At 69.9% G+C, this 22,924-nt stretch carries 18 protein-coding genes; 10 read left to right on the forward strand and 8 right to left on the reverse strand.

Going from position 1 to position 22,924, the window contains the following annotated elements; genetic code table 11:
- Positions 1–147: 147 nt before the first annotated feature.
- The 5 genes from PV734_RS42605 to PV734_RS42625 are packed head-to-tail and all read right to left on the reverse strand — an operon-like array spanning position 148 to position 5,788.
- Positions 148–1,458, reverse strand: coding sequence for a DUF58 domain-containing protein (locus PV734_RS42605; RefSeq protein ID WP_319294733.1), 1,311 nt, complete (start codon positions 1,456–1,458; stop codon positions 148–150).
- Positions 1,458–2,447 carry a MoxR family ATPase gene (locus PV734_RS42610; protein WP_319092624.1) on the reverse strand — a complete coding sequence of 330 codons (990 nt, stop codon included), beginning with the start codon at positions 2,445–2,447 and terminating at the stop codon, positions 1,458–1,460. The genes PV734_RS42605 and PV734_RS42610 overlap by 1 nt, the downstream gene beginning before the upstream one ends.
- On the reverse strand, positions 2,447–3,652 hold the full coding sequence (locus PV734_RS42615) for a DUF4350 domain-containing protein (protein ID WP_319294735.1): 1,206 nt from the start codon (positions 3,650–3,652) through the stop codon (positions 2,447–2,449). The genes PV734_RS42610 and PV734_RS42615 overlap by 1 nt, the downstream gene beginning before the upstream one ends.
- Positions 3,649–4,431: a DUF4129 domain-containing protein gene (locus PV734_RS42620; RefSeq protein ID WP_319092586.1), complete on the reverse strand. Its 783-nt coding sequence runs from the start codon at positions 4,429–4,431 to the stop codon at positions 3,649–3,651. Before PV734_RS42620 ends, PV734_RS42615 begins: the two co-directional genes overlap by 4 nt.
- Positions 4,432–4,435: 4 nt before the next feature.
- Positions 4,436–5,788, reverse strand: coding sequence for a glycerophosphoryl diester phosphodiesterase membrane domain-containing protein (locus tag PV734_RS42625; protein ID WP_319092585.1), 1,353 nt, complete (start codon positions 5,786–5,788; stop codon positions 4,436–4,438).
- Positions 5,789–5,925: 137 nt separating this feature from the next.
- Here PV734_RS42625 and mtnA point away from each other — a divergent pair, with 137 nt between their 5' ends.
- From mtnA to PV734_RS42660, 7 genes are all read left to right on the forward strand, one after another.
- Positions 5,926–7,071, forward strand: coding sequence for an S-methyl-5-thioribose-1-phosphate isomerase (gene mtnA / locus PV734_RS42630; RefSeq protein ID WP_319092584.1), 1,146 nt, complete (start codon positions 5,926–5,928; stop codon positions 7,069–7,071).
- 8 nt (positions 7,072–7,079) lie between these two features.
- Positions 7,080–7,769 (forward strand): two-component system response regulator MtrA, encoded by a 690-nt coding sequence (mtrA, locus tag PV734_RS42635; protein ID WP_189148219.1) that lies wholly within the window; start codon positions 7,080–7,082, stop codon positions 7,767–7,769.
- Position 7,770: 1 nt separating this feature from the next.
- Entirely contained in the window at positions 7,771–9,828 is a 2,058-nt protein-coding gene (gene mtrB / locus PV734_RS42640) for an MtrAB system histidine kinase MtrB (protein ID WP_319294737.1), read from the forward strand.
- Positions 9,818–11,725, forward strand: a complete 1,908-nt coding sequence (locus tag PV734_RS42645) for an LpqB family beta-propeller domain-containing protein (RefSeq protein WP_319092582.1) — start codon at positions 9,818–9,820, stop codon at positions 11,723–11,725. The genes mtrB and PV734_RS42645 overlap by 11 nt, the downstream gene beginning before the upstream one ends.
- 156 nt (positions 11,726–11,881) lie before the next feature.
- On the forward strand, positions 11,882–12,805 hold the full coding sequence (locus PV734_RS42650; protein WP_319092581.1) for a ComF family protein: 924 nt from the start codon (positions 11,882–11,884) through the stop codon (positions 12,803–12,805).
- Positions 12,806–13,120: 315 nt separating this feature from the next.
- Complete coding sequence (gene hpf / locus PV734_RS42655) at positions 13,121–13,819, forward strand: ribosome hibernation-promoting factor, HPF/YfiA family (protein WP_415924364.1); 699 nt, start codon at positions 13,121–13,123, stop codon at positions 13,817–13,819.
- Between the two features lie 205 nt (positions 13,820–14,024).
- Positions 14,025–14,771, forward strand: a complete 747-nt coding sequence (locus PV734_RS42660; protein ID WP_319092580.1) for a response regulator transcription factor — start codon at positions 14,025–14,027, stop codon at positions 14,769–14,771.
- Between the two features lie 16 nt (positions 14,772–14,787).
- On the opposite strand, the gene PV734_RS42665 is transcribed toward PV734_RS42660, so the two are convergent.
- Positions 14,788–15,984 (reverse strand): winged helix-turn-helix domain-containing protein, encoded by a 1,197-nt coding sequence (locus PV734_RS42665; RefSeq protein ID WP_319092579.1) that lies wholly within the window; start codon positions 15,982–15,984, stop codon positions 14,788–14,790.
- Positions 15,985–16,322: 338 nt separating this feature from the next.
- Positions 16,323–16,916 carry a GNAT family N-acetyltransferase gene (locus tag PV734_RS42670; RefSeq protein ID WP_319092578.1) on the reverse strand — a complete coding sequence of 198 codons (594 nt, stop codon included), beginning with the start codon at positions 16,914–16,916 and terminating at the stop codon, positions 16,323–16,325.
- Between the two features lie 244 nt (positions 16,917–17,160).
- On the opposite strand from PV734_RS42670, the gene secA reads away from it, so the two are divergent.
- A complete protein-coding gene (secA, locus tag PV734_RS42675; RefSeq protein WP_319092577.1) occupies positions 17,161–19,986 on the forward strand; it encodes a preprotein translocase subunit SecA in 2,826 nt (941 codons plus the stop codon).
- A 187-nt stretch (positions 19,987–20,173) separates the two neighbouring features.
- Here secA and PV734_RS42680 read toward each other — a convergent pair whose 3' ends face one another.
- Positions 20,174–20,806, reverse strand: coding sequence for an Rv3235 family protein (locus tag PV734_RS42680; protein ID WP_319092576.1), 633 nt, complete (start codon positions 20,804–20,806; stop codon positions 20,174–20,176).
- A 311-nt stretch (positions 20,807–21,117) separates the two neighbouring features.
- On the opposite strand from PV734_RS42680, the gene PV734_RS42685 reads away from it, so the two are divergent.
- Positions 21,118–21,633: a DUF6912 family protein gene (locus tag PV734_RS42685; protein ID WP_319092575.1), complete on the forward strand. Its 516-nt coding sequence runs from the start codon at positions 21,118–21,120 to the stop codon at positions 21,631–21,633.
- Between the two features lie 194 nt (positions 21,634–21,827).
- Positions 21,828–22,493, forward strand: a complete 666-nt coding sequence (locus PV734_RS42690) for an HAD family hydrolase (protein ID WP_319092574.1) — start codon at positions 21,828–21,830, stop codon at positions 22,491–22,493.
- The last annotated feature ends 431 nt before the right edge of the window (positions 22,494–22,924 follow it).

The raw sequence follows: 22,924 nt of genomic DNA on the forward strand, positions 1-22,924 counted from the left end.
GTACTGCAGGGGGGACCCTGTGGGAGAGTAGGACGCCGCCGAACAAATATTGCGAAAAGCCCCGTACCGGGATACCGGTACGGGGCTTTTCTGCGTTTCGTGGTTGGTTGATTGAGATGGTGTCTCTCCGGTCAGGAGAGACACCATTCAGAGGCGTCCTGCCGCCTTCAGGGCCAGATATGCGTCCGCCAGTGCCGGCGCCAGGGCATCTGGAGTGGCGTCGACGACCGTGACGCCGTGGCGGCGGAGTTGTTCGGCGGTTCGATGGCGTTCCGTCTGCGCCTGGGCGGCGGCTGCGGCCTCGTACACCGCGTCTGTGTTTCCTCGGGCTGTCGCCATGGTCGCGATGTGCGGGTCTGCCACCGCGGCCAGGAGGACTGTGTGGCGCTGGGTCAGTTGAGGGAGGACCGGGAGCAGGCCTTCTTCGACGGGGGCAGTGTCGAGGCTGGTGAGCAGAACGATCAGGGAGCGCCTGGGGGCCGTACGGAGCGCGGTGGCCGCGAGTCCGCGGGCGTCCGTTTCGAGGAGTTCGGGTTCCACGGTGGCCATAGCGTTGACCAGGGACGGGAGAACGTCGCCTGCGGCTCGGCCCTGGACCAGAGCGCGAACCCGGCGGTCGTACGCGAGGAGATCCACGCGGTCGCCTGCGCGAGAGGCCAGGGCCGCCAGGAGAAGTGCCGCGTCCATCGAGGCGTCCAGGCGGGGGACGTCGCCCACGCGGCCCGCCGACGTACGGCCGGTGTCGAGGACCAGGAGGATGTGACGGTCGCGTTCGGGGCGCCAGGTGCGTACGGCGACCGTGGTCTGGCGGGCTGTGGCGCGCCAGTCGATGGAACGGGTGTCGTCGCCGGGGACGTACTCGCGCAGGCTGTCGAATTCCGTGCCTTCGCCACGGGTCAGGACGCTGGTGCGGCCGTCGAGTTCGCGCAGGCGGGCGAGCTTCGAGGGGAGGTGTTTGCGGCTGGTGAACGGCGGGAGGACGCGCACCGTCCATGGAACGTGGTGGCTGCCCTGGCGGGCGAAGAGGCCCAGGGGGCCGTATGAGCGGATCGTCACGCGGTCCGCCTGGCGGTCGCCTCGTCGGGTGGGGCGTAGGCGGGTGGTGACGCGGCGGCGTTCGCCGGCGGGGACCGTCAGGCGGTGCCGGGAGGCCTCCACCTCGGTGCCGGACTGCCAGCTGCTGGGCGGCCAGGCGTCGCGTAGACGGGTGCGGAACAGGCGGCCGGAGGGGTTGGTCACGGTGAGCGTGACGTCCGCCGGTTCGCCCAGGCGTGCGGATGTGTCGCCGGAGCGGCTCAGGCCGAGGCGGCGTACGGGGGCGGCCAGGGCGTAGTCGCAGGCGCAGGCGATCGCCAGGGGGCCGTTGACGGCGAGGAAGCCCGTCCAGCCCGGGCCCCAGACGCCGACGGGGATTGAGCCCAGGGCCGCCAGGAGGGCGGCGCGGCCGGTGAGTGGCATCAGCGGGGAACGGGGACGTGGGCGAGGATCGCGTTGATGACCGAGTCGGCCGTCACGCCCTCCATCTCGGCCTCCGGGCGGAGTTGCACGCGATGGCGGAGGGTGGGCAGGGCGAGGGCCTTGACGTCGTCGGGGATGACGTAGTCGCGGCCCGTCAGCCAGGCCCAGGCGCGGGACGTCGCGAGGAGGGCCGTGGCGCCTCGGGGGGAGACGCCGAGCGTGAAGGACGGGGATTCGCGGGTGGCGCGGCAGATGTCCACCACGTAGGCGGTGATCTCGGGGGAGATCGTCGTCTTGGCGACGGCCGCGCGAGCCGCTTCCAGGTCGGCCGGGCCTGCCACGGGGCGTATGCCGGCGGCGCGCAGGTCACGCGGGTTGAAGCCCTCGGCGTGGCGGGTCAGGACGTCGATCTCGTCCTGCCGGGACGGGAGAGGGATCGTGAGCTTGAGGAGGAAGCGGTCCAGTTGGGCTTCGGGGAGGGGGTACGTGCCCTCGTACTCGACCGGGTTCTGGGTCGCGGCGACCAGGAACGGGTCGGGGAGGGGCCGTGGGGTTCCGTCGACCGTGACCTGGCGTTCCTCCATGGCTTCCAGGAGGGACGACTGGGTCTTCGGGGGCGTGCGGTTGATCTCGTCCGCGAGGAGGAGGTTGGTGAAGACCGGGCCCGGCTGGAAGGAGAACTCCGCGCTGCGGGTGTCGTAGACGAGGGAGCCCGTGATGTCGCTCGGCATCAGGTCCGGAGTGAACTGGACGCGCTTGGTGTCGAGTTCGAGTGCGGAGGCCAGGGCCCGGACGAGCAACGTTTTGGCTACTCCGGGGACTCCTTCGAGGAGGACGTGTCCGCGGCAGAGGAGGGCGACGACGAGGCCGGTCACGGCGGGGTCCTGGCCGACCACGGCTTTGGCGATCTCGGCGCGCAGGGCTTCCAGGGAGGCCCGGGCGGTGTCCGGGTTCCCGGTGATCCCGGCGTTGTCAGTGGTCGGGTCCATCATGGACGGCGTACCTCTCTTTCGAGGGCGTCGAGTTGGTCGGCGAGGGAGACGAGTGCGGCGTCGTCACGGGGTGGCGGGCCGAAGAGGAGGGGGTGCAGGGACCGTCCGTCTCCGTGGTCGTGGAGGTGGGCGGACAGAGCGGGGAGCAAGGCCTCGGGCGCGTGTGCCTGGGGCACGGGGACGCCTACCAGGGGGGCGAGGCGAATGCGGGCGGTGGAGCGAAGAGCGCCTGCCGCGCGGTCGCGGGCGTTGGTTTTGCGGTAGAGGCGGGCGCGGCCTTCGATGGTTTCGGAGGCGCGGATCGCCACGGGGAGACGTTCGAGTACGAGGGGGCCGAATCGGCGTGCCCGCCAGAAGGCGGCCAGAACCGCGGCGAAGAAGAGTTGCAGGGTGCCCCAGCCCCAGCCCGAAGGGATCAGGTCGAAGAAGCTGCGCTCGCCGGATTCGGTGCGCGAGCCGTCGGAGAGCGAGGGGAGGTACCAGACCAAGTGGGGGCGGGAACCGAGCAGTTGGAGGGCGAGCGAGGCGTTGCCGTGCTTGTCGAGACGATCGTTGTACAGGATGTCGGGTGCGCCGAGGACGATCGTGTCGCCGTTCCCGGTTGCCGCGGGGACGCGTACGAGAGTGGGCAGGCCGTGGCTCGGGTAGCACGCGTCGGCGCCGGGGACTGTGGTGTCGTAGCGGAAGCCACCCGTGTCGGCGGTGCCCGCGCGTCGGGCGGCGGGCAGGTCGCAGCCGGGGGAGAGCTTCGAGTCGAAGCTGACCGCGCGGTCGGCGGTGACGCCGGGGGCGAGGGTCTCGACGGACGGGCCGCTGGGGGCGACCAGGATGGTACGTCCGCCGGAGCTCCCCGCCGCCGCGTGCAGCTGTCGTTGTTGACGGTCGGTCAGCAGATCGGGGGCCGCGACCAGGAGTGTCGTGTCCGCGTCGGCAGCGGTGCTCGCCTCGGCGAGGGTGGTGACCACACGCGTGGACACGCCTCGTTCGGCGAGGAGTGTGGCGACGGCGCGGCTGCCGTGGGGGTCGGCGGAACGGGGGTCGAGGCCGCCGCGCCGGGTGCCGGAGTTGATCACGGCGAGCGTGACGGCGCCCACGAGGAGGAGGGCGACGCCGAGGACGATGCCTCGCGCGCGGGTCCACACCTGGCGGGGGGTGGGCGAGGTCGACGTGGTGGCGGGGAGAGGCGTGGTCTCGATGCTCACTCGGCGGCTCCCTGGCGGGTCCTGGGGGCCGTGCTCGGGGCGCTGCTGATGTTCGCGAGGGCCGGTTTCGTACGTTCCAGGTCGTCGTCGAGGTCGGTGAGCCGGCGGTACATCTGGGGGGTCGCGGTGCGGCCGCCGTACGTCACCTCGTCGAAGTCGCGGGCCGCGGTGTGCAGGCGGTCGGTGTGCGCGGGCAGGGTGCGGCCCGCTTCGGCGGCCGCCTCGTCGGCGGTGCGGCCGGGGCGGGCGTCGAGGAGCGCGCGTTCCTCCAGGGAGCGGACGACGGCACGCATGCGTTCCTGGACTGCCTGGTTCCAGTGGCCCTGGACGGCGTGTGCCTCGGCGGCGGCGCGGTGTTCGGCGGCGCTGCGGGGGCGGTCGTCGAAGAGCGCGGCGGACGAGGTGGGGCCGGTTCGCGGGCTGCCGAGGCGCCACCACAGGGCGCCGATCACGGCGGCGACGGCCAGGAGGACGACCACCAGTCCGACCATCCCTCCCGGGGTCGCTGTCGAGGCCGCGTTGAACACCTTGTCGAGCCAGTCCCAGAGGGCGTCCGTGGCCCGTTGGAGCAGGCCGGGGTCGTTCTCGTGGTACATGCGCTTGGACAGTTCGCGCCGGGCCGCCTCGCGCGCGGGGTCGCGAGGAATCGTCACTGGCGGGTCGTCGGCCGCCAGTGACAGTACGGCGGTGCCGCCGGCGCGCAGCAGAGTTCGTACGGCTGCTTCGGCGGTGGGCGGCAGGGCCGGCACCGTGGTGAGGAATCCCCCCGTCAGGCTCACCGCATCAGCTCCCCGGGGTGGCGCCCGGGGCGCCGGAGCCGCTGTTCTGTACGCCTGCGGCGCGGGCCAGGTCGAGGTCGAGGGCCTCGCGGCGGATGCGCTGGTCGATGTACAGGAGCACGGTCACGCCCGCGGTGATGGGGAAGGTGATCATGGAGCCGATCACCGAGCCGATGCCGCTGACGACGAGGAAGGTCCAGCCGACGCTGCCCGTGCCGTCGAGGACGCCGCTGATGCCGTCTCCGGTGAAGGCTCCGGCGATGAAGGTGAACGGCAGGACGACGATGCCCGCGACGATGCCGGCGATGATCGAGGCGAGCAGTTGGATGCCGAAGACCCGCCACCACGAGCCGCGGACGAGCTTCGCGGAACGACTGATCGACTTCACGATGCTCTGCTTCTCGAGCATCAGTGCCGGCGAGGCCAGGGAGAAGCGGATCATCAGCCACACCGCGACAAGGCTCGCGCCGAGGCCACCCAGCACGGCGAGTGCCAGACCGCCGTCCTCCGAAGCGGACACGGCCACGAGGACGCCCGGGGCGACCCCGACGATGACGACCGCGACGACGGTGAGCAGCAGCAGGAAGATGAGGCCGAAGAGCTTGGGGATCTGCGGGCGGGCGTCCCGCCAGGCCTCGCCGATGGTGACCGGCTTGCCGAGCACGGCGCGGCTGGTCACGGTCGTGAGCAGTGCCGTCGCGATGACGGTACCGATCAGCGAGATCACGAAGATGACGCCGGAGCCGAGCAGCGCGTCTCCCATGGCACGGCCCACCTCGTCGAGGCTCGCGCTGGAGCCTTCGAGGGTGTCGACGCTCGTGCGGTCGTCCAGGAAGAATCCCTGGACGAGGACGGAGACGATCTCCGTGACGATCGCGACGGTGAGCGAAATGCCCAGCACGGTGCGCCAATAGGCGCGCATGGTGGAGACGGCTCCGTCGAGGATCTCGCCGACGCCGAGAGGGCGCAACGGGATCACGCCGGGCTTGGCCGCGGGCGGGGGGCCGCCCCAGTTGCCTCCCCAGCCGGGGTGGCCGCCGGGCGGGCCGTATCCGCCGTACCCTCCCGGGGCTCCCGGGCCGCCGTATCCGCCGGGGGGCCGACCGCCTCCCCAGCCCTGGCCGGGAGGCGGTGGGGGAGGCGGGGTCTGACCGGGGCCCTCCGGGCCGGTGGGCGCGGACCACTGGGCGGGTGGCGGCTGTTTCTCGGACCACTTCGGGCCGGAGCCGGTCGGGTCGGGGAGCGGCTGGTCCGCCGGTTCCGCGGGACCGGGACGGTCGGCGGGGGCGGACGCGCCGGGCTGCTGCCCTTCGGAGGGGGCAGATCCGGGCGAGGCCCAGCCCGGAGTGTCGTTCATCGTCGCTCCTTCACGGTGCCCGTCCGCGTTCGCGGCAGGTTGGCAGCCATCGTGCCATGGGGAGCGCGCGGTGTGATCAGCCCCTGTATGGGCTGGACTCCTTCAATTGTCCGGCGGACAGGGGGCAGACTGGGCGGATGGCTGATCAGTACGCGCAATCCCGCGAGGACAACCGGCCCACCGAGATACCGGCGATCCGTTGGGAGGAACCTCCCGAGGGCCCGGTGCTGGTCCTTCTCGACCAGACGAGACTCCCGGTGGAGGAGGTCGAGCTGGTCTGCACGGACGCGCCCGCGCTGGTGGCGGCGATCCGTTCGCTGGCGGTCCGTGGGGCGCCGCTGCTCGGTATCGCGGGGGCGTACGGTGTCGCGCTCGCCGCCGTGCGCGGCTTCGACGTGGACGAGGCCGCCGTCGGACTGGCGCAGGCCCGGCCCACCGCCGTCAACCTCGCTGTCGGGGTGCGCAGGGCACGGGACGCGTACCGTTCGGAGCTTGCGAGGAGCGGTGACCGGGAACAGGCGGCCGGGGCGGCCCTGGTCGCGGCGCGGGTGCTGCACAGGGAGGACGCCGAGGCCAGCGCGCGGATGGCGGTGCACGGGCTGGCGCTGCTGGACGAGCTGCTGCCCGGCGGCGGACACCGGGTGCTCACGCACTGCAACACCGGATCGCTGGTGTCGGGTGGTGAGGGGACGGCGTTCGCGGTGGCGTTGGAGGCGCACCGGGCGGGGCGGCTGCGCAGGCTCTGGGTGGACGAAACGCGTCCGTTGCTGCAAGGTGCTCGCCTGACGGCGTATGAGGCGGCGCGCAGCGGAATGGCGTACACCTTGCTCACGGACAACGCGGCGGGCTCTCTGTTCGCCGCAGGGGAGGTGGACGCGGTACTGATCGGTGCGGATCGGATCGCGGCCGACGGTTCGGTGGCGAACAAGGTGGGGAGCTATCCGCTCGCCGTGCTGGCTCGGTACCACCACGTGCCGTTCATCGTGGTGGCGCCGGTGACGACGGTGGATCCGGACACCCCCGACGGGGCGTCCATAGAGGTGGAACAGCGTGCCGGACATGAGGTGACGGAGATCGCCGCGCCTCAGGTGCCGATGCCGGGAGCGGAGGCGGGAGGCGGGATTCCGGTGGCACCCTTGGGTACCCAGGCGTACAACCCGGCGTTCGATGTGACGCCTCCCGAGTTGGTGACGGCGATCGTCACCGAAGCGGGCGTTGTGTCGCCTGTGACGGCTGAGGCGCTGGTAGAGCTGTGTGACAGGTCACGACAGGTAACGATTTAGTTAATGGGATGATGTCGTTTATGAAGGGACGAGTCCTTGTCGTCGATGACGACACCGCACTGGCCGAGATGCTCGGCATTGTGTTGCGTGGTGAAGGTTTTGAGCCGTCTTTCGTAGCTGACGGCGACAAGGCGCTGGCCGCTTTCCGTGAGTCCAAGCCCGATCTGGTGCTCCTGGACCTGATGCTTCCCGGCCGGGACGGTATCGAGGTGTGCCGCCTGATCAGGGCGGAGTCCGGGGTGCCGATCGTGATGCTCACGGCCAAGAGCGACACCGTCGACGTCGTCGTGGGCCTGGAGTCGGGCGCCGACGACTACATCGTGAAGCCGTTCAAGCCGAAGGAGCTGGTCGCCCGGATCCGGGCGAGGCTGCGGAGGTCGGAGGAGCCGGCGCCCGAGCAGTTGGCCATAGGTGACCTCCTCATCGATGTCGCCGGTCACTCCGTGAAGCGGGACGGGCAGTCGATCGCGCTGACGCCTCTGGAGTTCGATCTGCTGGTCGCGCTCGCGCGCAAGCCGTGGCAGGTGTTCACGCGTGAGGTGCTGCTTGAGCAGGTCTGGGGGTACCGCCACGCGGCGGACACCCGACTGGTCAACGTCCATGTGCAGCGGCTGCGCTCGAAGGTCGAGAAGGACCCGGAGCGGCCGGAGATCGTGGTGACCGTCCGTGGCGTCGGTTACAAGGCAGGACCGAGCTGACATGTCCGGGGACAGTGCCGCTTCGCCCCCCGGGCGTTCCGGGGGGCGTGCGGGGCGGCCTGTCGGGCGGCGGAAGGTGAGCAGGGCCGGCTCCGGCTGGCGTCAGTTCTTCGAGGGCGGGCTGCTCCAGGGCGGTGTCCAGGGCAGCCCGGTCCTCCGGTTGTTCATGCGCTGGGTGCGCCGGCCGCTGCTGCCCGTCATGCGGCTGTGGCGGCGCAACATCCAGCTCAAGGTCGTCGCCACGACACTGCTGATGTCGCTCGGCGTCGTCCTGCTGCTCGGCTTCGTCGTCATCGGACAGGTGCGCAACGGGCTCCTGGACGCCAAGGTGAAGGCGTCGCAGAGTCAGGCCGCGGGCGGGTTCGCGGCGGCCAAGCAGAACGCGGACACGGCGGCCAGCACCAGTGGGGACGACGGTTCCGGCACGGGAGGTCGCCCCGCGCAGACCCTCATCCCGTGGATGAGTGACCTGGTGGAGTCCCTCTCCAGCGGTGGCCAGGGTGCCTTCGACGTCGTGACGCTTCCGGTCGGTCCGGCGGGCGACGACGGCGGCAGCGGCCGTGGGCCGCGTGCCTCCGGCGGGGTGGACCCGACGGCGAGCGTGCCCGACGCGCTGCGCGCGCGGGCCGACAGCAGTCCACTGATGGCCCAGAGCTACACCCGCATCATCTACACCAACGGCAGCGAGTCGCAGCCCGCGCTGGTCATCGGCAAGCAGGTCGACGACCCGAACGGGGACCCGTACCAGCTGTACTACCTCTTCCCGCTCACCCAGGAGGAGAAGTCGCTGAGCCTGGTCAAGGGGACGCTGGCGACGGCCGGGCTGTTCGTCGTCGTCCTCCTGGGGGCCATCGCCTGGCTTGTGGTGCGGCAGGTCGTGACGCCGGTGCGGATGGCGGCGGGGATCGCCGAGCGACTGTCCGCCGGGCGGCTGCAGGAGCGGATGAAGGTCACCGGCGAGGACGACATCGCGCGGCTCGGCGAGGCCTTCAACAAGATGGCGCAGAGTCTCCAGCTGAAGATCCAGCAGCTGGAGGAGCTCTCGCGGATGCAGCGACGGTTCGTGTCCGACGTGTCGCACGAACTGCGGACGCCCCTGACGACCGTACGGATGGCCGCCGATGTCATCCATGACGCGCGCGTGGACTTCGATCCGGTGACCGCGCGGTCGGCCGAACTGCTCGCCGACCAGCTGGACCGGTTCGAGACGCTGCTCGCGGACCTGCTGGAGATCAGCCGGTTCGACGCGGGCGCGGCGGCGCTGGAGGCCGAGCCGATAGACCTCAGGGAGGTCGTACGGCGGGTGGTGAGCGGTGCCGCCCCGCTTGCCGAGCGCAAGGGGACGACGGTACGGGTCGTGGGCGACCAGCAGCCTGTGGTGGCGGAGGCCGACGCGCGGCGCGTGGAGCGGGTGCTGCGCAACCTTGTGGTCAACGCGGTGGAACACGGCGAGGGCAAGGACGTCGTCGTGAAGCTGGCCGCCGCGGGCGGTGCGGTCGCGGTGGCCGTACGTGACTACGGGGTCGGGCTGAAGCCCGGTGAGGCGACCCGGGTCTTCAGCCGCTTCTGGCGGGCCGACCCGGCACGCGCGCGTACCACCGGCGGTACGGGTCTCGGCCTGTCCATCGCGCTGGAGGACGCCCGGCTGCACGGCGGCTGGCTGCAGGCGTGGGGCGAGCCGGGCGGCGGATCGCAGTTCCGGATGACGCTGCCGCGCACCGCCGACGAGCCCCTGCGGGGCTCGCCGATACCGCTGGAGCCCAAGGACTCACGGCGTCATCGGGGTCTCAACGACGCGGGTCTGCCGCATGCCGGGGGCGACAAGCTGGCCACGGTGCCGGTGCGGACGGCGGCGGCCGAACAGCGGCCGATAGCGCCGCGGCTCGCCGCGGTCGCGCCTACCGCGGACCCCACGGCGCTGCCCGGCAACGGCTCCCGCGTGGTGCCGCGTCCGGTCGGTGGTACGCGGTGGGACGGCATGTCCGGTACGGAGCCGCAGTCCTCGGATGCGGGGTCGGAGCGGGTGGACGAGCAAGGGGAGGCATTTCGTGGGCCCTGACCGCGAGCGGGACGGTCGGCGGCGGGAAACGGTTCGCGCGGTGGTGTACGCCGCCTGTGGCGCCGTACTGCTGGCCGGATGCGCCTCGATGCCCGACAGCGGGGATCTGCGCGGAGTCGAGTCCACGCCCCGGCAGGACGCCCAGGTACGCGTTTTCGCCCTGCCGCCCCACGAGAACGCGCCGCCCGGACAGATCGTCCAGGGTTTTCTGGAGGCGCTGACCAGCGACGATCCCCATTATGAGACCGCGCTCAAGTATCTGACGCCGCGTGCCGCGAAGACCTGGCGGCCGGACGCGTCGACCACAGTGCTGGACGGCGGGCCCACGGCAGATCCCGTCCACGCGGGCAATCGGGACGACTCCGCGGACTACACGTCCACGCTGACCGGCGGCAGGTTCGCCACGCTGGACTCCCGGCAGTCGTACGAGCCCGCCGACGGGCAGTACCGGGAGACGCTGCACCTCACGCGTGAGAAGAAGAGCGGGCAGTGGCGCATCGACGATCTGCCGCAGGGCATCGTCATGGGCAAGTCGGACTTCCTGCGCAACTACACGGCCGTCAACAAGTACTACTTCGCGTCGAACACGCCGACGGAGTCGGACGGGCAGCCCGTGTCCGTCGCCGATCCGGTCTACGTCCGCAAGAAGGTCGACCCGATGACGCAGACGGTGAGTTCGCTGCTGGCGGGGCCCTCGCGCTGGCTGGGACCGGTCGTCAGGTCGAGTTTCCCCACCGGTACGGCGCTCAAGAAGGGCGTCACCTCGCTGGCTCCCGACGACCAGAACCGGTTGACGGTGCCGCTCAACGACAAGGCGAGCCGGGCCGGGTCCGCCAAGTGCACCGAGATGGCCGCCCAACTCCTCTACACGCTGCAGGACCTGACGCCCACGGGGGTCGACGAGGTCGCACTGCAGCGCGCCAACGGCACCCAGCTGTGCGTCCTCGACAAGAACCGGGCCGAGATCGTCGCCGCTCGCGGTGCGGTGGAGGACCCCGAGTTCCAGTACTTCATCGACGGCAAGCACCGCCTCGTACGCGTGGCGGGCGACAGTCTCGAAGCGGCCGCGGACGTCACGCCGGTGCCGGGCGCGTTCGGTGAGGGCGGGAAGCAACTGCGGGCCGTGGCGGTCTCTCGCGACGAGGACAGCGCGGCCGGGGTCTCGCTGGACGGGACCACGTTGTACGTCGGGTCGTTGGTGTCGGGTGGGTCGCTCGGTGAGCCCGTGCTGACCAGCCAGGGCGCATCCAAGGCCGACCGTCTGACGACACCCAGCTGGGACGGTGACGGGGACCTGTGGGTGGCCGACCAGAACCCCGCGAAGCCCCGGCTGCTGTTCCTGGAGAAGGGCGCGGGCGAGCCGCTGGAGGTGAGGACGCCGGGGCTCGACGGGCGTGTCGAAGCGGTACGGGTGGCTGCCGACGGGGTGCGGATCGCGCTCATCGTGGAGAAGGACGGCCTGCGGTCCCTGTACATCGGGCGGATCGAGCGGGACGCGCGGACGTCCGGCGGGCCGGCCCAGGAGAAGGCGGCGGCGCAGGAGACGAAGGGGCAGCGGACCGGGGAGCAGTCGGTGGTGTCGGTCCTCGAACTGCACTCCGTGACACCGCAGTTGGAGGAGGTCACCGCCATGTCGTGGGCCGGTGACAGCCGACTCGTGGTGGTGGGGCGTGAGCAGGGCGGCGTGCAGCAGATGGGATACGTGCAGGTCGACGGCTCGACCCCGGTGGGGGCGGCGCCGGCCGCGCTGACGGGCGTGAAGAGCATCGCCGCGTCCGAGGACGAGCGGCTGCCGCTGGTGGCGTACTCGGAGGAGGACGGGATCGTGCGACTGCTGTCCGGGTCCAAGTGGCAGAAGCTGGTCAAGGAGGGGTCGGCTCCGGTCTATCCGGGGTGAGTCACGGCCTTTGGCAGTGGACGGAGGGGACGGCTCGTCGGATGTCCGGCGGGCCGTCGGCGTTTTCGGGCGCTGCCTGCGGGGCGCGTGAAGTTGTCCACAGGGCGTTTTCCACAGGGGTGGCAGGGTGGCGCCGGTGTTGGCACAGTGGTGGGCATGCGGGGCTGGTGGCAGGAACTCGGCGACCTGGTGCTGCCGGCCGAGTGCGGAGGCTGCGGAAGGCCTCGTACGGTGCTCTGCCCGGAGTGCCGTGCCGCTCTGAACGGGGCCGCGTCCAGCAGGGTGCGACCGGTGCCGGAGCCGCTCGGACTGCCGGTGGTGCACGCGGCCGTCCGGTACGCGGACGAGGTGCGCGCGGTACTCCTCGCGCACAAGGAAAGGGGTGCGCTGGCACTCGCGGGGCCGCTCGGGACGGCGCTGGCGGGAGCTGTGCGGGCGGGGCCGGCCGGGGTCCCGCGCGATGGTACGGGCGTGCTGCTCGTCCCTGTGCCGTCCGCACGTCGGGCTGTGCGGGCCCGGGGGCACGATCCGGCTCGGCGTATCGCGCTCGCCGCGGCGGGTGAACTTCGCGCGTACGGTACGCCGGCCCGGGTACTGGCGGTGCTGCGGCAGCGGCGTGCCGTGGCCGATCAGTCGGGCCTCAGCTCCCGGGAGCGGTTGGACAATCTCGCGGGCGCCCTGAGCGTGGTCGCCGGAGGCGGGCGACTGCTGGCCGGTGCGGGGGCGGTCGTCCTGGTCGACGACCTGATGACGACGGGAGCCACGCTGGCCGAGGCCGCCCGTGCCGTGCGGGAAGCGGTCGGGTACGGGGAGACGGGAGTGGCGGACGGGGCGGAACGGTCGGGAGGGGTGGGGAACGTGAGAGGAGTGAGAAATGCCGTGTACTCGGAAGCGGGACGGGAAGGCAGAGAACAGCGGTGCACAGGAGCCACGGCCGTGGATGTGAATGGGCGTGCGGATGTGGATGTGAAGCGGAGGCCAGGAGTGTCGGCAATGGTGGCACCTGGCAGCTTCAGAGGCATGATCTGCGCGGCTGTGGTCGCGGCGACGCCTGATTCTTTCGAAATAAACTGGAACTGACCGCGAACTTGCATCGTTGCAGGTAGTGAGAGGGTCAATTAACTGGAACGGAGGTACGCGGCAGTAGAGGGTGACGACATCCGTCCGGGCGAGATATGTTCGGTTGTGAGGGAAAGCCGCAGGCCACACCTCGCAAATCCGAATGCCGTGCTGCGGGTTTTGCTTAATCACCCCGGCCGGCCGCGTGGGGATCTTGCCCATGGGGGAGGAGGAGGTGGAAGTCACCGAGTCCGAGGTTCCGGAGCACACCGGAGCCTGGTGCGAAAGGGAGACGCTTCGCAACTGAAGCGGAGCGATCCGGGAACGGAGTTCTGCGTGGACATCGTCGTCAAGGGACGCAAGACCGAGGTGCCCGAGCGGTTCCGGAAGCACGTCGCCGAGAAGTTGAGGCTGGACAGAATCCAGAAGCTCGACGGCAAGGTGATCAGCCTCGACGTAGAGGTGTCCAAGGAGCCCAACCCCCGGCAGGCCGACCGCTCCGACCGAGTGGAGATCACCCTCCACTCCCGCGGTCCGGTGATCCGGGCGGAAGCAGCGGCAAGCGACCCGTACGCGGCACTCGACCTCGCTGCGGACAAGCTCGAGGCCCGGCTGCGTAAGCAGCACGACAAGCGTTACACCCGCCGAGGCGCCGGCCGGCTGACAGCCGCCGAGGTCGCCGACCACGTCCCGGACGCGGCAACGCTGAACGGCAACGGTCACCCCGTCCACGAGGAAGACGCGGACGGCGTGCCCGTCAAGAGGATCGGCTCGCTGGAAGTGAAGGGCGAAGGTCCCCTCATCGTCCGCGAGAAGAGCCACGTCGCCTCCCCGATGACGCTTGACCAGGCTCTTTACGAGATGGAACTGGTCGGGCACGACTTCTACCTGTTCGTCGACTCCGAGACCAAGGAACCGAGTGTCGTCTACCGGCGGCACGCCTACGACTACGGCGTGATCCACCTCAACACGGACCCGATGGTCGCCCGCCAGGAGACCCACTCCCCCGCGGCGGGTGGCACGCTGGGCGGTTGACCGCCCCCGGTGACAGCCGAGCGGGTGCCCCTGGAGCGCGCGTGCGCCCCCAGGGGCACCCGTGTGCGACCCCTTCGGTGCCCGCTCCGTCACCGCACTGTCGCCCAGGCATGGAATCATGGCCGCAACGGTCCAACCGATGGGCCGTTGCCTTGGGTTGGCGATGGCACAGAACCACGGGCCACAGCCTTCAGGGGGAGGAACGATGGCGGACAGCTTCGGACCGATGCGGGTCGAGGATGCCGACGACGGCGTCAGCGGCATGGGCCCGGACGCGGGCACCTCGCGCAAGGAGCCGATCAGGGTTCTTGTCGTGGACGATCACGCGCTCTTCCGTCGTGGACTGGAGATCGTGCTCGCGGCCGAGGAGGACATCCAGGTCGTCGGCGAGGCCGGGGACGGCGCGGAGGCTGTCGACAAGGCGGCCGACCTGCTGCCCGACATCGTCCTGATGGACGTACGGATGCCGAAGCGCGGTGGGATCGAGGCGTGCACCTCCATCAAGGAGGTCGCGCCCAGTGCCAAGATCATCATGCTGACGATCAGCGATGAGGAGGCCGATCTGTACGAGGCGATCAAGGCGGGTGCGACCGGCTATCTCCTCAAGGAGATCTCCACCGACGAGGTGGCCACGGCCATTCGTGCGGTGGCCGACGGCCAGTCGCAGATCAGCCCCTCGATGGCGTCGAAACTCCTCACCGAATTCAAGTCGATGATCCAGCGGACGGACGAGCGGCGACTGGTGCCGGCGCCCCGGCTCACGGATCGCGAGCTGGAAGTACTCAAGCTGGTCGCCACCGGTATGAACAACCGTGACATCGCCAAGGAGTTGTTCATCTCCGAGAACACCGTGAAGAACCATGTGCGCAACATCCTGGAGAAGCTGCAGCTGCACTCCAGGATGGAGGCGGTGGTCTACGCGATGCGGGAGAAGATCCTCGAAATCCGGTAGAGCGCCCGGTCACCGGTTATGCGAGGGCCTCGGCCAGTTCCCTGGTGAGAGGGACGCGTAGGTCCGGGTCGTCCACTCGTTCCACGCGTACGTTCGTGCAGTTCACCCAGCTTGCCGCCTCCAGCAGGGCCTGAGCCACCGCCGGGACCGCCTTCGGGCCGTTCAGGGTGACCTGCCTGGCCACCAAGGTGCTGCCCTCGCGCGCGGGGTCCACTCTTCCGACGAGGTGGCCGCCGGCGAGGACCGGCATCGCGAAGTAGCCGTGCACGCGCTTCGGCTTGGGGACGTAGGCCTCCAGGCGGTGGGTGAAACCGAAGATCCGTTCCGTGCGCGCCCGTTCCCAGATCAGGGAGTCGAACGGGGAGAGCAGGGTCGTCCGGTGGCGGCCTCGTACAGGTGTCTCCAGGGCTGTCGGGTCGGCCCAGGCCGGTTTGCCCCAGCCCTCGACCGTGACGGGGACCAGGCCCGAGTCCGCGATCACCGCGTCCACCTGCTCGGCCTTGAGGCGGTGGTAGTCGGCGATGTCCGCGCGGGTGCCGACGCCGAGGGACTGGCCCGCGAGGCCGACGAGGCGGCGCAGGCATTCGGCGTCGTCCAGCTCGTCGTGCAGCAGCGTGCTGGGGATGGCGCGCTCGGCCAGGTCGTACACCCGCTTCCAGCCCCGGCGCTCCACGCACACCACCTCGCCGTACATCAGGGCGCGTTCCACCGCGACCTTGGTGCCTGACCAGTCCCACCATTCGCTGGTGCGCTTCGCGCCGCCCAACTCCGTCGCCGTGAGGGGGCCCTGCTTGCGGAGTTGGTCGATGACCTGGTCGTAGACACCGGGCGGGAGATCGTGGTTCCACTGGGGGCGGGCGCGGTAGGCGCGGCGGCGGAAGGCGAAGTGGGGCCACTCCTCCACGGGGAGGATGCAGGCGGCGTGGGACCAGTACTCGAAGGCGTGGGGGTTCGCCTGGGCCGGGTTCCAGTAGGCGTCTTCGATCTTCTTGCGCGGTACGGCGCCGAGGCGGGCGTACGGGATGAGTTCGTGGGAGCGGGCGAGTACGGAGATCGTGTCGAGCTGGACCGCGCCGAGGTGGCGGAGGATGCCGCGGACGGCTGCCTTGCGGTTGGGGGTGCCGAGGAAGCCTTGCGCGCGTAGGGCGATGCGGCGGGCTTCGTCGGCGGAGAGGGTGGTGTGGGGGGTGGGGGTGGGCGGGCTGCTCGTCATGCTTCCGCACGATAGGGGGTGGGACTGACAGTGGGTGGTGGAGGGAGTTCGCCCCCGCCGCCCCTACCCGTCCCATCCCGTTCCTGGGGGCTGCGCCCCCAGACCCCCATCGGCCCTGAACGGGCCTTGTCCTCAAACGCCGGACGGGCTGGGGGTGTGGGCCGGGGTGGGAGGGGAGCCGGGGCTGGTGGGGCCTTGTTCTCAAGCGCTGGGCGGGCTGGGGGTGTGGGCCGGGGTGGGAGGGGAGCGGCCGTGAACGGGCCTTGTCCTCAAACGCCGGGCGGGCTGGGGGTGTGGGCCGGGGTGGGAGGGGAGCCGGGGCTGGTGGGGCCTTGTTCTCAAGCGCCGGGCGGGCTGGGGGTGTTCGGGGCCGGGAGGTAGGGGGCCGAGGAGGGGAGGCCCAGGTCGGAGGGGAGTAGGGATGCCACCCAGCAGTCCCGGCGTACTCCCTTGTTGTTGATCGCCGAGCGCAGGGTGCCCTCCATGGTGAAGCCGGCCCGTTCCGCCACTGTCCAGGACGGTGTGTTGCCTACTTCCGCGCGCCACTCCACGCGGTCCACCGACATGTGGGTGAAGGCCCAGCGGGAGGCGGTGATCGTGGCCTCCGTGATGTAGCCGTTGCCCCGGTGGGCCTTGTCGGCCCAGAAGCCGACTTCGCTCACCCCCAGGGAGCGCGTGGTCAGGGCGAGCATCCCCACCAGTTCCTCCCCTTCGGGGAGGAAGACGCCGAACGTGAACATCGAGCCGTTGGCCCAGCCGTCGGGCACCAGCTGGGAGGTGAACCCCTGGGCGTGTTCGAGGAGGTAGGGCGACGGGATCGTCGTCCAGCGCTGGATGTCTGGGTCCTGCACGGCCGCGTACACGGCGTCCGTGTCGTGGGGGCCGACCGTACGCAGGAGCAGACGGTCGGTGGTGAGGGTGACGGGGTCCATCGGCCGATTCTGCTCGGGGCGGGAGGAGGGTGCCAACCCCTTTGCCGTGCGTGAGTTCGTGATCACGATTCGTGCAATTCATGGGTGGGACGCGGCACCATCCGTGACTCCCGGCCGTTCTCCTTGTGGCTGTCCCGTCGGCAGACCTCCCGGCTTGGCGGGGTCCTCGCATACGATGGCCGTTGCTCAGTCAAGACAGTGGAAACCGACCGTCCCGGCCCGACCGGCAAGGAGACCAACCCCCGTGTCCGTCCTCTCAAAGATCATGCGTGCAGGCGAAGGCAAAATCCTGCGCAAGCTGCACCGCATCGCGGACCAGGTCAACTCCATCGAAGAGGACTTCGTCGACCTCTCCGACGCCGAGCTGCGGGCCCTCACCGATGAGTACAAGCAGCGGTACGCCGACGGTGAGAGTCTGGACGACCTGTTGCCCGAGGCCTTCGCCACCGTGCGCGAGGCGGCCAAGCGAGCCCTGGGCCAGCGGCACTACGACGTCCAGATCATGGGCGGCGCCGCGTTGCACCTCGGTTATGTCGCCGAGATGAAGACCGGTGAGGGCAAGACCCTGGTCGGCACGCTGCCCACGTATCTGAACGCCCTCTCCGGAGACGGCGTTCACCTCATCACGGTCAACGACTACCTGGCCGAGCGCGACTCCGAAATGATGGGCCGCGTCCACAAGTTCCTGGGCCTGAGCGTCGGCTGCATCCTCGCCAACATGACGCCCGCCCAGCGGCGCGAGCAGTACGCCTGCGACATCACGTACGGCACGAACAACGAGTTCGGCTTCGACTACCTGCGCGACAACATGGCGTGGTCCCAGGACGAGCTCGTCCAGCGCGGCCACAACTTCGCCGTCGTCGACGAGGTCGACTCGATCCTCATCGACGAGGCCCGTACGCCGCTGATCATCTCCGGCCCGGCCGACCAGGCCACCAAGTGGTACGGCGACTTCGCCAAGCTGGTCACGCGCCTCAAGCGCGGTGAGGCGGGCAACCAGCTCAAAGGTCTCGAGGAGACCGGCGACTACGACGTCGACGAGAAGAAGCGCACCGTCGCCATTCACGAGTCGGGTGTCGCCAAGGTCGAGGACTGGCTGGGCATCGACAACCTGTACGAGTCGGTGAACACGCCGCTGGTGGGCTACCTGAACAACGCCATCAAGGCCAAGGAGCTCTTCAAGAACGACAAGGACTACGTCGTCATCGACGGCGAAGTCATGATCGTCGACGAGCACACCGGCCGTATCCTCGCCGGCCGCCGCTACAACGAGGGCATGCACCAGGCGATCGAGGCGAAGGAAGGGGTGGACATCAAGGACGAGAACCAGACCCTTGCCACTATCACCCTGCAGAACTTCTTCCGTCTCTACTCCAAGCTCTCCGGTATGACCGGTACGGCCATGACCGAGGCCGCCGAGTTCCACCAGATCTACAAGCTCGGTGTCGTCCCGATCCCGACCAACCGCGACATGGTCCGCAAGGACCAGTCCGACCTGATCTACCGCACCGAGGTCGCCAAGTTCGAGGCGGTCGTCGACGACATCGCCGAGAAGCACGAGAAGGGTCAGCCGATCCTGGTCGGTACGACCTCTGTTGAGAAGTCCGAATATCTTTCGCAGCAGCTCTCCAAGCGCGGCATCCAGCACGAGGTGCTGAACGCCAAGCAGCACGACCGGGAGGCGACCATCGTCGCCCAGGCCGGCCGCAAGGGCGCCGTCACGGTCGCCACCAACATGGCCGGCCGTGGTACGGACATCAAGCTCGGCGGCAACCCCGACGACCTCGCCGAGGCGGAGCTGCGCCAGCGCGGCCTCGACCCGGAAGAGCACATCGAGGAGTGGGCCGCGGCCCTGCCTGCCGCCCTGGAGCGGGCCGAGAAGGCGGTGAAGGCCGAGTTCGAGGAGGTCAAGGACCTCGGCGGGCTCTATGTCCTCGGCACCGAGCGGCACGAGTCCCGGCGTATCGACAACCAGCTGCGCGGTCGTTCCGGACGCCAGGGCGACCCCGGTGAGTCGCGGTTCTACCTCTCCCTCGGTGACGATCTGATGCGCCTGTTCAAGGCCCAGATGGTCGAGCGCGTCATGTCGATGGCGAACGTTCCGGACGACGTACCGATCGAGAACAAGATGGTCACCCGTGCCATCGCCTCCGCCCAGTCGCAGGTCGAGACGCAGAACTTCGAGACCCGCAAGAACGTCCTCAAGTACGACGAGGTCCTCAACCGGCAGCGCGAAGTCATCTACGGCGAGCGGCGCCGCGTCCTGGAGGGCGAGGACCTGCACGAGCAGGTTCAGCACTTCATGGACGACACCATCGACGCGTACATCGCCGCGGAGACCGCCGAAGGCTTCGCCGAGGAATGGGACGTCGACCGGCTGTGGGGCGCTTTCAAGCAGCTCTACCCGGTGAAGGTCACCGTCGACGAGCTGGAGGAAGCGGCCGGCGACCGAGCCGGGCTGACCGCCGAGTTCATCTCCGAGTCCATCAAGGACGACATCCACGACCAGTACGCGTCGCGGGAGGAGCAGCTCGGCTCCGAGATCATGCGTGAGCTGGAGCGCCGGGTCGTGCTGTCGGTCCTCGACCGCAAGTGGCGCGAGCACCTCTACGAGATGGACTACCTCCAGGAGGGCATCGGCCTGCGCGCCATGGCGCAGAAGGACCCGCTGGTCGAGTACCAGCGCGAGGGCTTCGACATGTTCACCGCCATGATGGAGGGCATCAAGGAGGAGTCCGTCGGCTACCTGTTCAACCTGGAGGTCCAGGTCGAGCAGCAGGTCGAGGAGGTCCCGGTCGCGGACGCCAGGCCGTCCCTGGACAAGGGCGCCGAGGACTCGGTGCCGGCGCAGGCCACATCCGGTTCCCGGCCCGAGATCCGCGCCAAGGGTCTCGACGCTCCGCAGCGGCCGGACCGGCTGCACTTCTCCGCGCCGACGGTGGACGGCGAGGGCGGCATCGTCGAGGGCGACCTCGTCGGGGACGATGACGACGAGGTGCGGTCCGAGGCGGACGGGCTCACCCGCGCAGAGCGGCGCAAGCAGCGGAGCGGGCGGCGGCGTAAGAAGTAAGCGGTGAGTGGTAGGCGGTACGTGGTGGTAGGGCGTCAGTGACTGTGCGTAGTTGCTGACGAGTGGTTCGAAGGGCCGGGCATCCTGCGAGGATGGCCGGCCCTTCGGTTTGCGGAGGGGGCTTTTCGGGCTTTTCTGGCTCTCGCTCCGCGGGCTCCGGGCGGTTCCGGCGTGGTCCAGTCGTGGTCTAGTCGTCCGCTGTGTGCGGCCTTCGGGGGCCGCCCAGTTCCACCGCTGTGCAGCGCCAGCGGAAGTCCCGGCCCAGTTCCAGGCGGAAGGCCATCGCACGGAGCTGGTCGCCCGCGCCGATGCGGGCGAAGGCCTCCAGAGCGCCCTGGCTGGGCTCGTAGTAGCCGACGTCGCGGACGACGGGGCGGGTGCCGCGGGTGCGCAGGGGGCCGCGCTCCGCGAGCCGGGCCAGTTCGTCGTAGGCGCGGCCGACGGTGTGGCGGAGCATGCTGTGGACGGGGCGTTCGCCGCTCAGGACCGCCAGGAGGCGGTCGGCGAAAAGGTCGGTGGGCCGGGGCTGGGGGAGGGCCCGGGGCGGCTGGGAGGCCGCCTGGCGGGGCTGGGCGGGGTTCTGCAGCGGGTGGGTGGGCGTCCCGTGCTGTTCCGGGTGCTGTCCCTGTCGCGGGCCCTGGGCGGGGACTCGGGGTTCCGGGCGGGTCTCGGCGGGGGTGGTGGCCAGGAGGAGGGGAGTGCGAGGGGTGCCTCCGCCCGGAGTGGTGCGGTGCGGGGTGCTGCCGGGGCGGCGGGTGTCCCTGCGTACCGGCGGGTGGGACGGGGTGCGGCGGACCGTCCTTGTCATCACCTTGTTCATGGAATGTCCCCGTTCTTGCGGCCCGAGCGGATACCGGGCGGTAACTTTCTGGTGGGGATCTTGTACGGGGAGTGACCGTCCGTGTGCAAGGAGAGACGGGGTGGGGAGTGAGGGGGTGCGGGGTTCACTTATCAGGGTGGTTCTCGGAGGGGAATGGGCTGGTGAGGGTCGTGCATGGGGTGAATTTCGAGTAGCGCGGTTGACGTCTGGAGAGGTGTGAGCGGGGACTCGAAAGGGGACGCCGCGACGTATCCTGAGGGCCTTCCCGGGCCGTCGGAAACGCCTTCTACGAACTACGAAAGCGGTCAGTCATGCGCGTCTACGTCCCTCTGACCCTCCCCGGCCTGGCCGAGGCGTACAAGACGGGTGAGCTGGGGGCGGGGCGGTTCGTCGCGTACGCCGTCACGCCCGCGTTGCGCGAGTGGTATCTGTCCGACGACATCGAGGAACTGGAGTACTCGGCGCTGAATCGGGCCGCGCTCGCGTCGCTGCGGTTGCTCGCGATGGAGCCGGGGGTGATCCGGCGGCGGGTGGTCGTCGCCCTTGAGGTTGCGGACGGGGCTGCGGTCGCCGACCCCGACCGGGGGCTTGATCCGGGGGCGTTGGGTGAGGTGCGGGTCGGGGGGCCTGTGTCGTTGGGAGAGGTTGCGGCTGTGCATGTCGATGCCGGGGATGCGGAGGGGGATGTCGGGGCGGCCGCGGCGGCGTTGGGGGCGGCGGATCGGGGGGATGACGATGCGCGGTTCGTGGTGGACGGGGCGGAGGATCATGAGCTGCTCTGGTATGCCACGCAGGAGATTCCTGAGTTGGTGAGGTTGTTGGGGTGAGGTGGGAGGGGCTGGAGGGTTTTTCGCCCCTGCCGCCCCTACCTGTCCCATCCCTCCCCCAGAGGGGGACCCCCACTGGGGGCTGCGCCCTCGGACCCCCCATCGGCCCTGAACGGGCCTTGTCCTCAAACGCCGGACGGGCTGGGAGTGCGGCCCGATGGGTCGGGGTCCGGGGTGGCGGGTACTTTCTTCTTATGGGGAAGTACGGAACGGCGCACATCGTGTGGGACTGGAACGGGACCCTGTTCCATGACACCGATGCCGTCATAGGGGCGACGAACGCCGCCTTCGCGGAGTTGGGGCTGGCGCCGATCACGTTGGCGCAGTACAGGCAGCTGTACTGCGTGCCGGTGCCGCGGTTCTACGAGCGGTTGCTCGGGCGGCTGCCCACGGAGGCCGAGTGGGCTGTCATGGACGAGATCTTCCACCGGTACTACGCGGAGCACCGGGTGGCGTGTGAGCTGGCCGCAGGTGCGCGGGATCTGTTGGCGGGGTGGCAGTCGGCGGGGCGCAGTCAGTCCATTCTCAGCATGTACGGGCATGCCGATCTCGTCCCGCTGGTCAGGGGATTCGGGATCGAGCCGCACTTCGTCCGGGTCGACGGGCGGACCGGGCCCTCCGGTGGCAGCAAGGCCGAGCACATGGTGCGCCATCTCGGGGCCCTCACCGGCGTCGAGGCCGCGCGCACGGTGGTCATCGGGGATGCCGCCGACGATGCGATCGCCGCCCTGCACGTGGGTGCGCTGGCCGTGCTCTACACCGGTGGTTCCCATGGCCGGGCCAGCCTCGAAGAGGTGGGCGTGCCTGTGGTGGACAGCCTGGAGGAGGCTGTTGCCGAGGCCGAGCGGCTGGCCGCGTAGTCGTCCGTGTAGGCGTCCGCGTAGTCGTCGTTCGGGGTGATTGAGGGCTCCTCTTTTTCTCCACTGTGCAGACTGGCAAACTTGCCGACCGGTTTTTGTACACAAATGGCGTATGACGTGGCCCCCGTCATGAGAGATAGCCTGGTGGCGTGATCAGCGCGATACGTCGCGGGGGCGCAGTCGTCCCTGCCTTGCGCCCGGAATGCACGGACCACATCCGTGCCCGGGTGGCGATCGCTGGTCGGCGCGGGCGGGACGGAACCCCGAGGGTTCCCAGGACGCCGTACGCATCCCACGGACCGGCGTTGCCGAGAGCAGCGTCACACTCCGTCGGGGTGCCGAGAATGGCTGATAACCCCCCGCTCTTCCCCCCTTGCGGCATAGCGTCGGAACAGACCGGAGACCCCGCGTCGAGGCGTTGTACCGCTGGA

The organism is Streptomyces sp. AK08-02, from assembly GCF_033795085.1.
Taxonomy (GTDB): domain Bacteria; phylum Actinomycetota; class Actinomycetes; order Streptomycetales; family Streptomycetaceae; genus Streptomyces; species Streptomyces echiniscabiei.

Coding starts and splice junctions, on each gene's coding strand:
- PV734_RS42605 (WP_319294733.1), bottom strand. CDS start 1,458: ATGCCACTCACCGGCCGCGCCGCCCTCCTGGCGGCCCTGGGCTCAATC.
- PV734_RS42610 (WP_319092624.1), bottom strand. CDS start 2,447: ATGGACCCGACCACTGACAACGCCGGGATCACCGGGAACCCGGACACC.
- PV734_RS42625 (WP_319092585.1), bottom strand. CDS start 5,788: ATGAACGACACTCCGGGCTGGGCCTCGCCCGGATCTGCCCCCTCCGAA.
- mtnA (WP_319092584.1), top strand. CDS start 5,926: ATGGCTGATCAGTACGCGCAATCCCGCGAGGACAACCGGCCCACCGAG.
- mtrA (WP_189148219.1), top strand. CDS start 7,080: ATGATGTCGTTTATGAAGGGACGAGTCCTTGTCGTCGATGACGACACC.
- mtrB (WP_319294737.1), top strand. CDS start 7,771: ATGTCCGGGGACAGTGCCGCTTCGCCCCCCGGGCGTTCCGGGGGGCGT.
- PV734_RS42650 (WP_319092581.1), top strand. CDS start 11,882: ATGCGGGGCTGGTGGCAGGAACTCGGCGACCTGGTGCTGCCGGCCGAG.
- PV734_RS42660 (WP_319092580.1), top strand. CDS start 14,025: ATGGCGGACAGCTTCGGACCGATGCGGGTCGAGGATGCCGACGACGGC.
- PV734_RS42665 (WP_319092579.1), bottom strand. CDS start 15,984: ATGACGAGCAGCCCGCCCACCCCCACCCCCCACACCACCCTCTCCGCC.
- PV734_RS42670 (WP_319092578.1), bottom strand. CDS start 16,916: ATGGACCCCGTCACCCTCACCACCGACCGTCTGCTCCTGCGTACGGTC.
- PV734_RS42680 (WP_319092576.1), bottom strand. CDS start 20,806: ATGAACAAGGTGATGACAAGGACGGTCCGCCGCACCCCGTCCCACCCG.
- PV734_RS42685 (WP_319092575.1), top strand. CDS start 21,118: ATGCGCGTCTACGTCCCTCTGACCCTCCCCGGCCTGGCCGAGGCGTAC.
- PV734_RS42690 (WP_319092574.1), top strand. CDS start 21,828: ATGGGGAAGTACGGAACGGCGCACATCGTGTGGGACTGGAACGGGACC.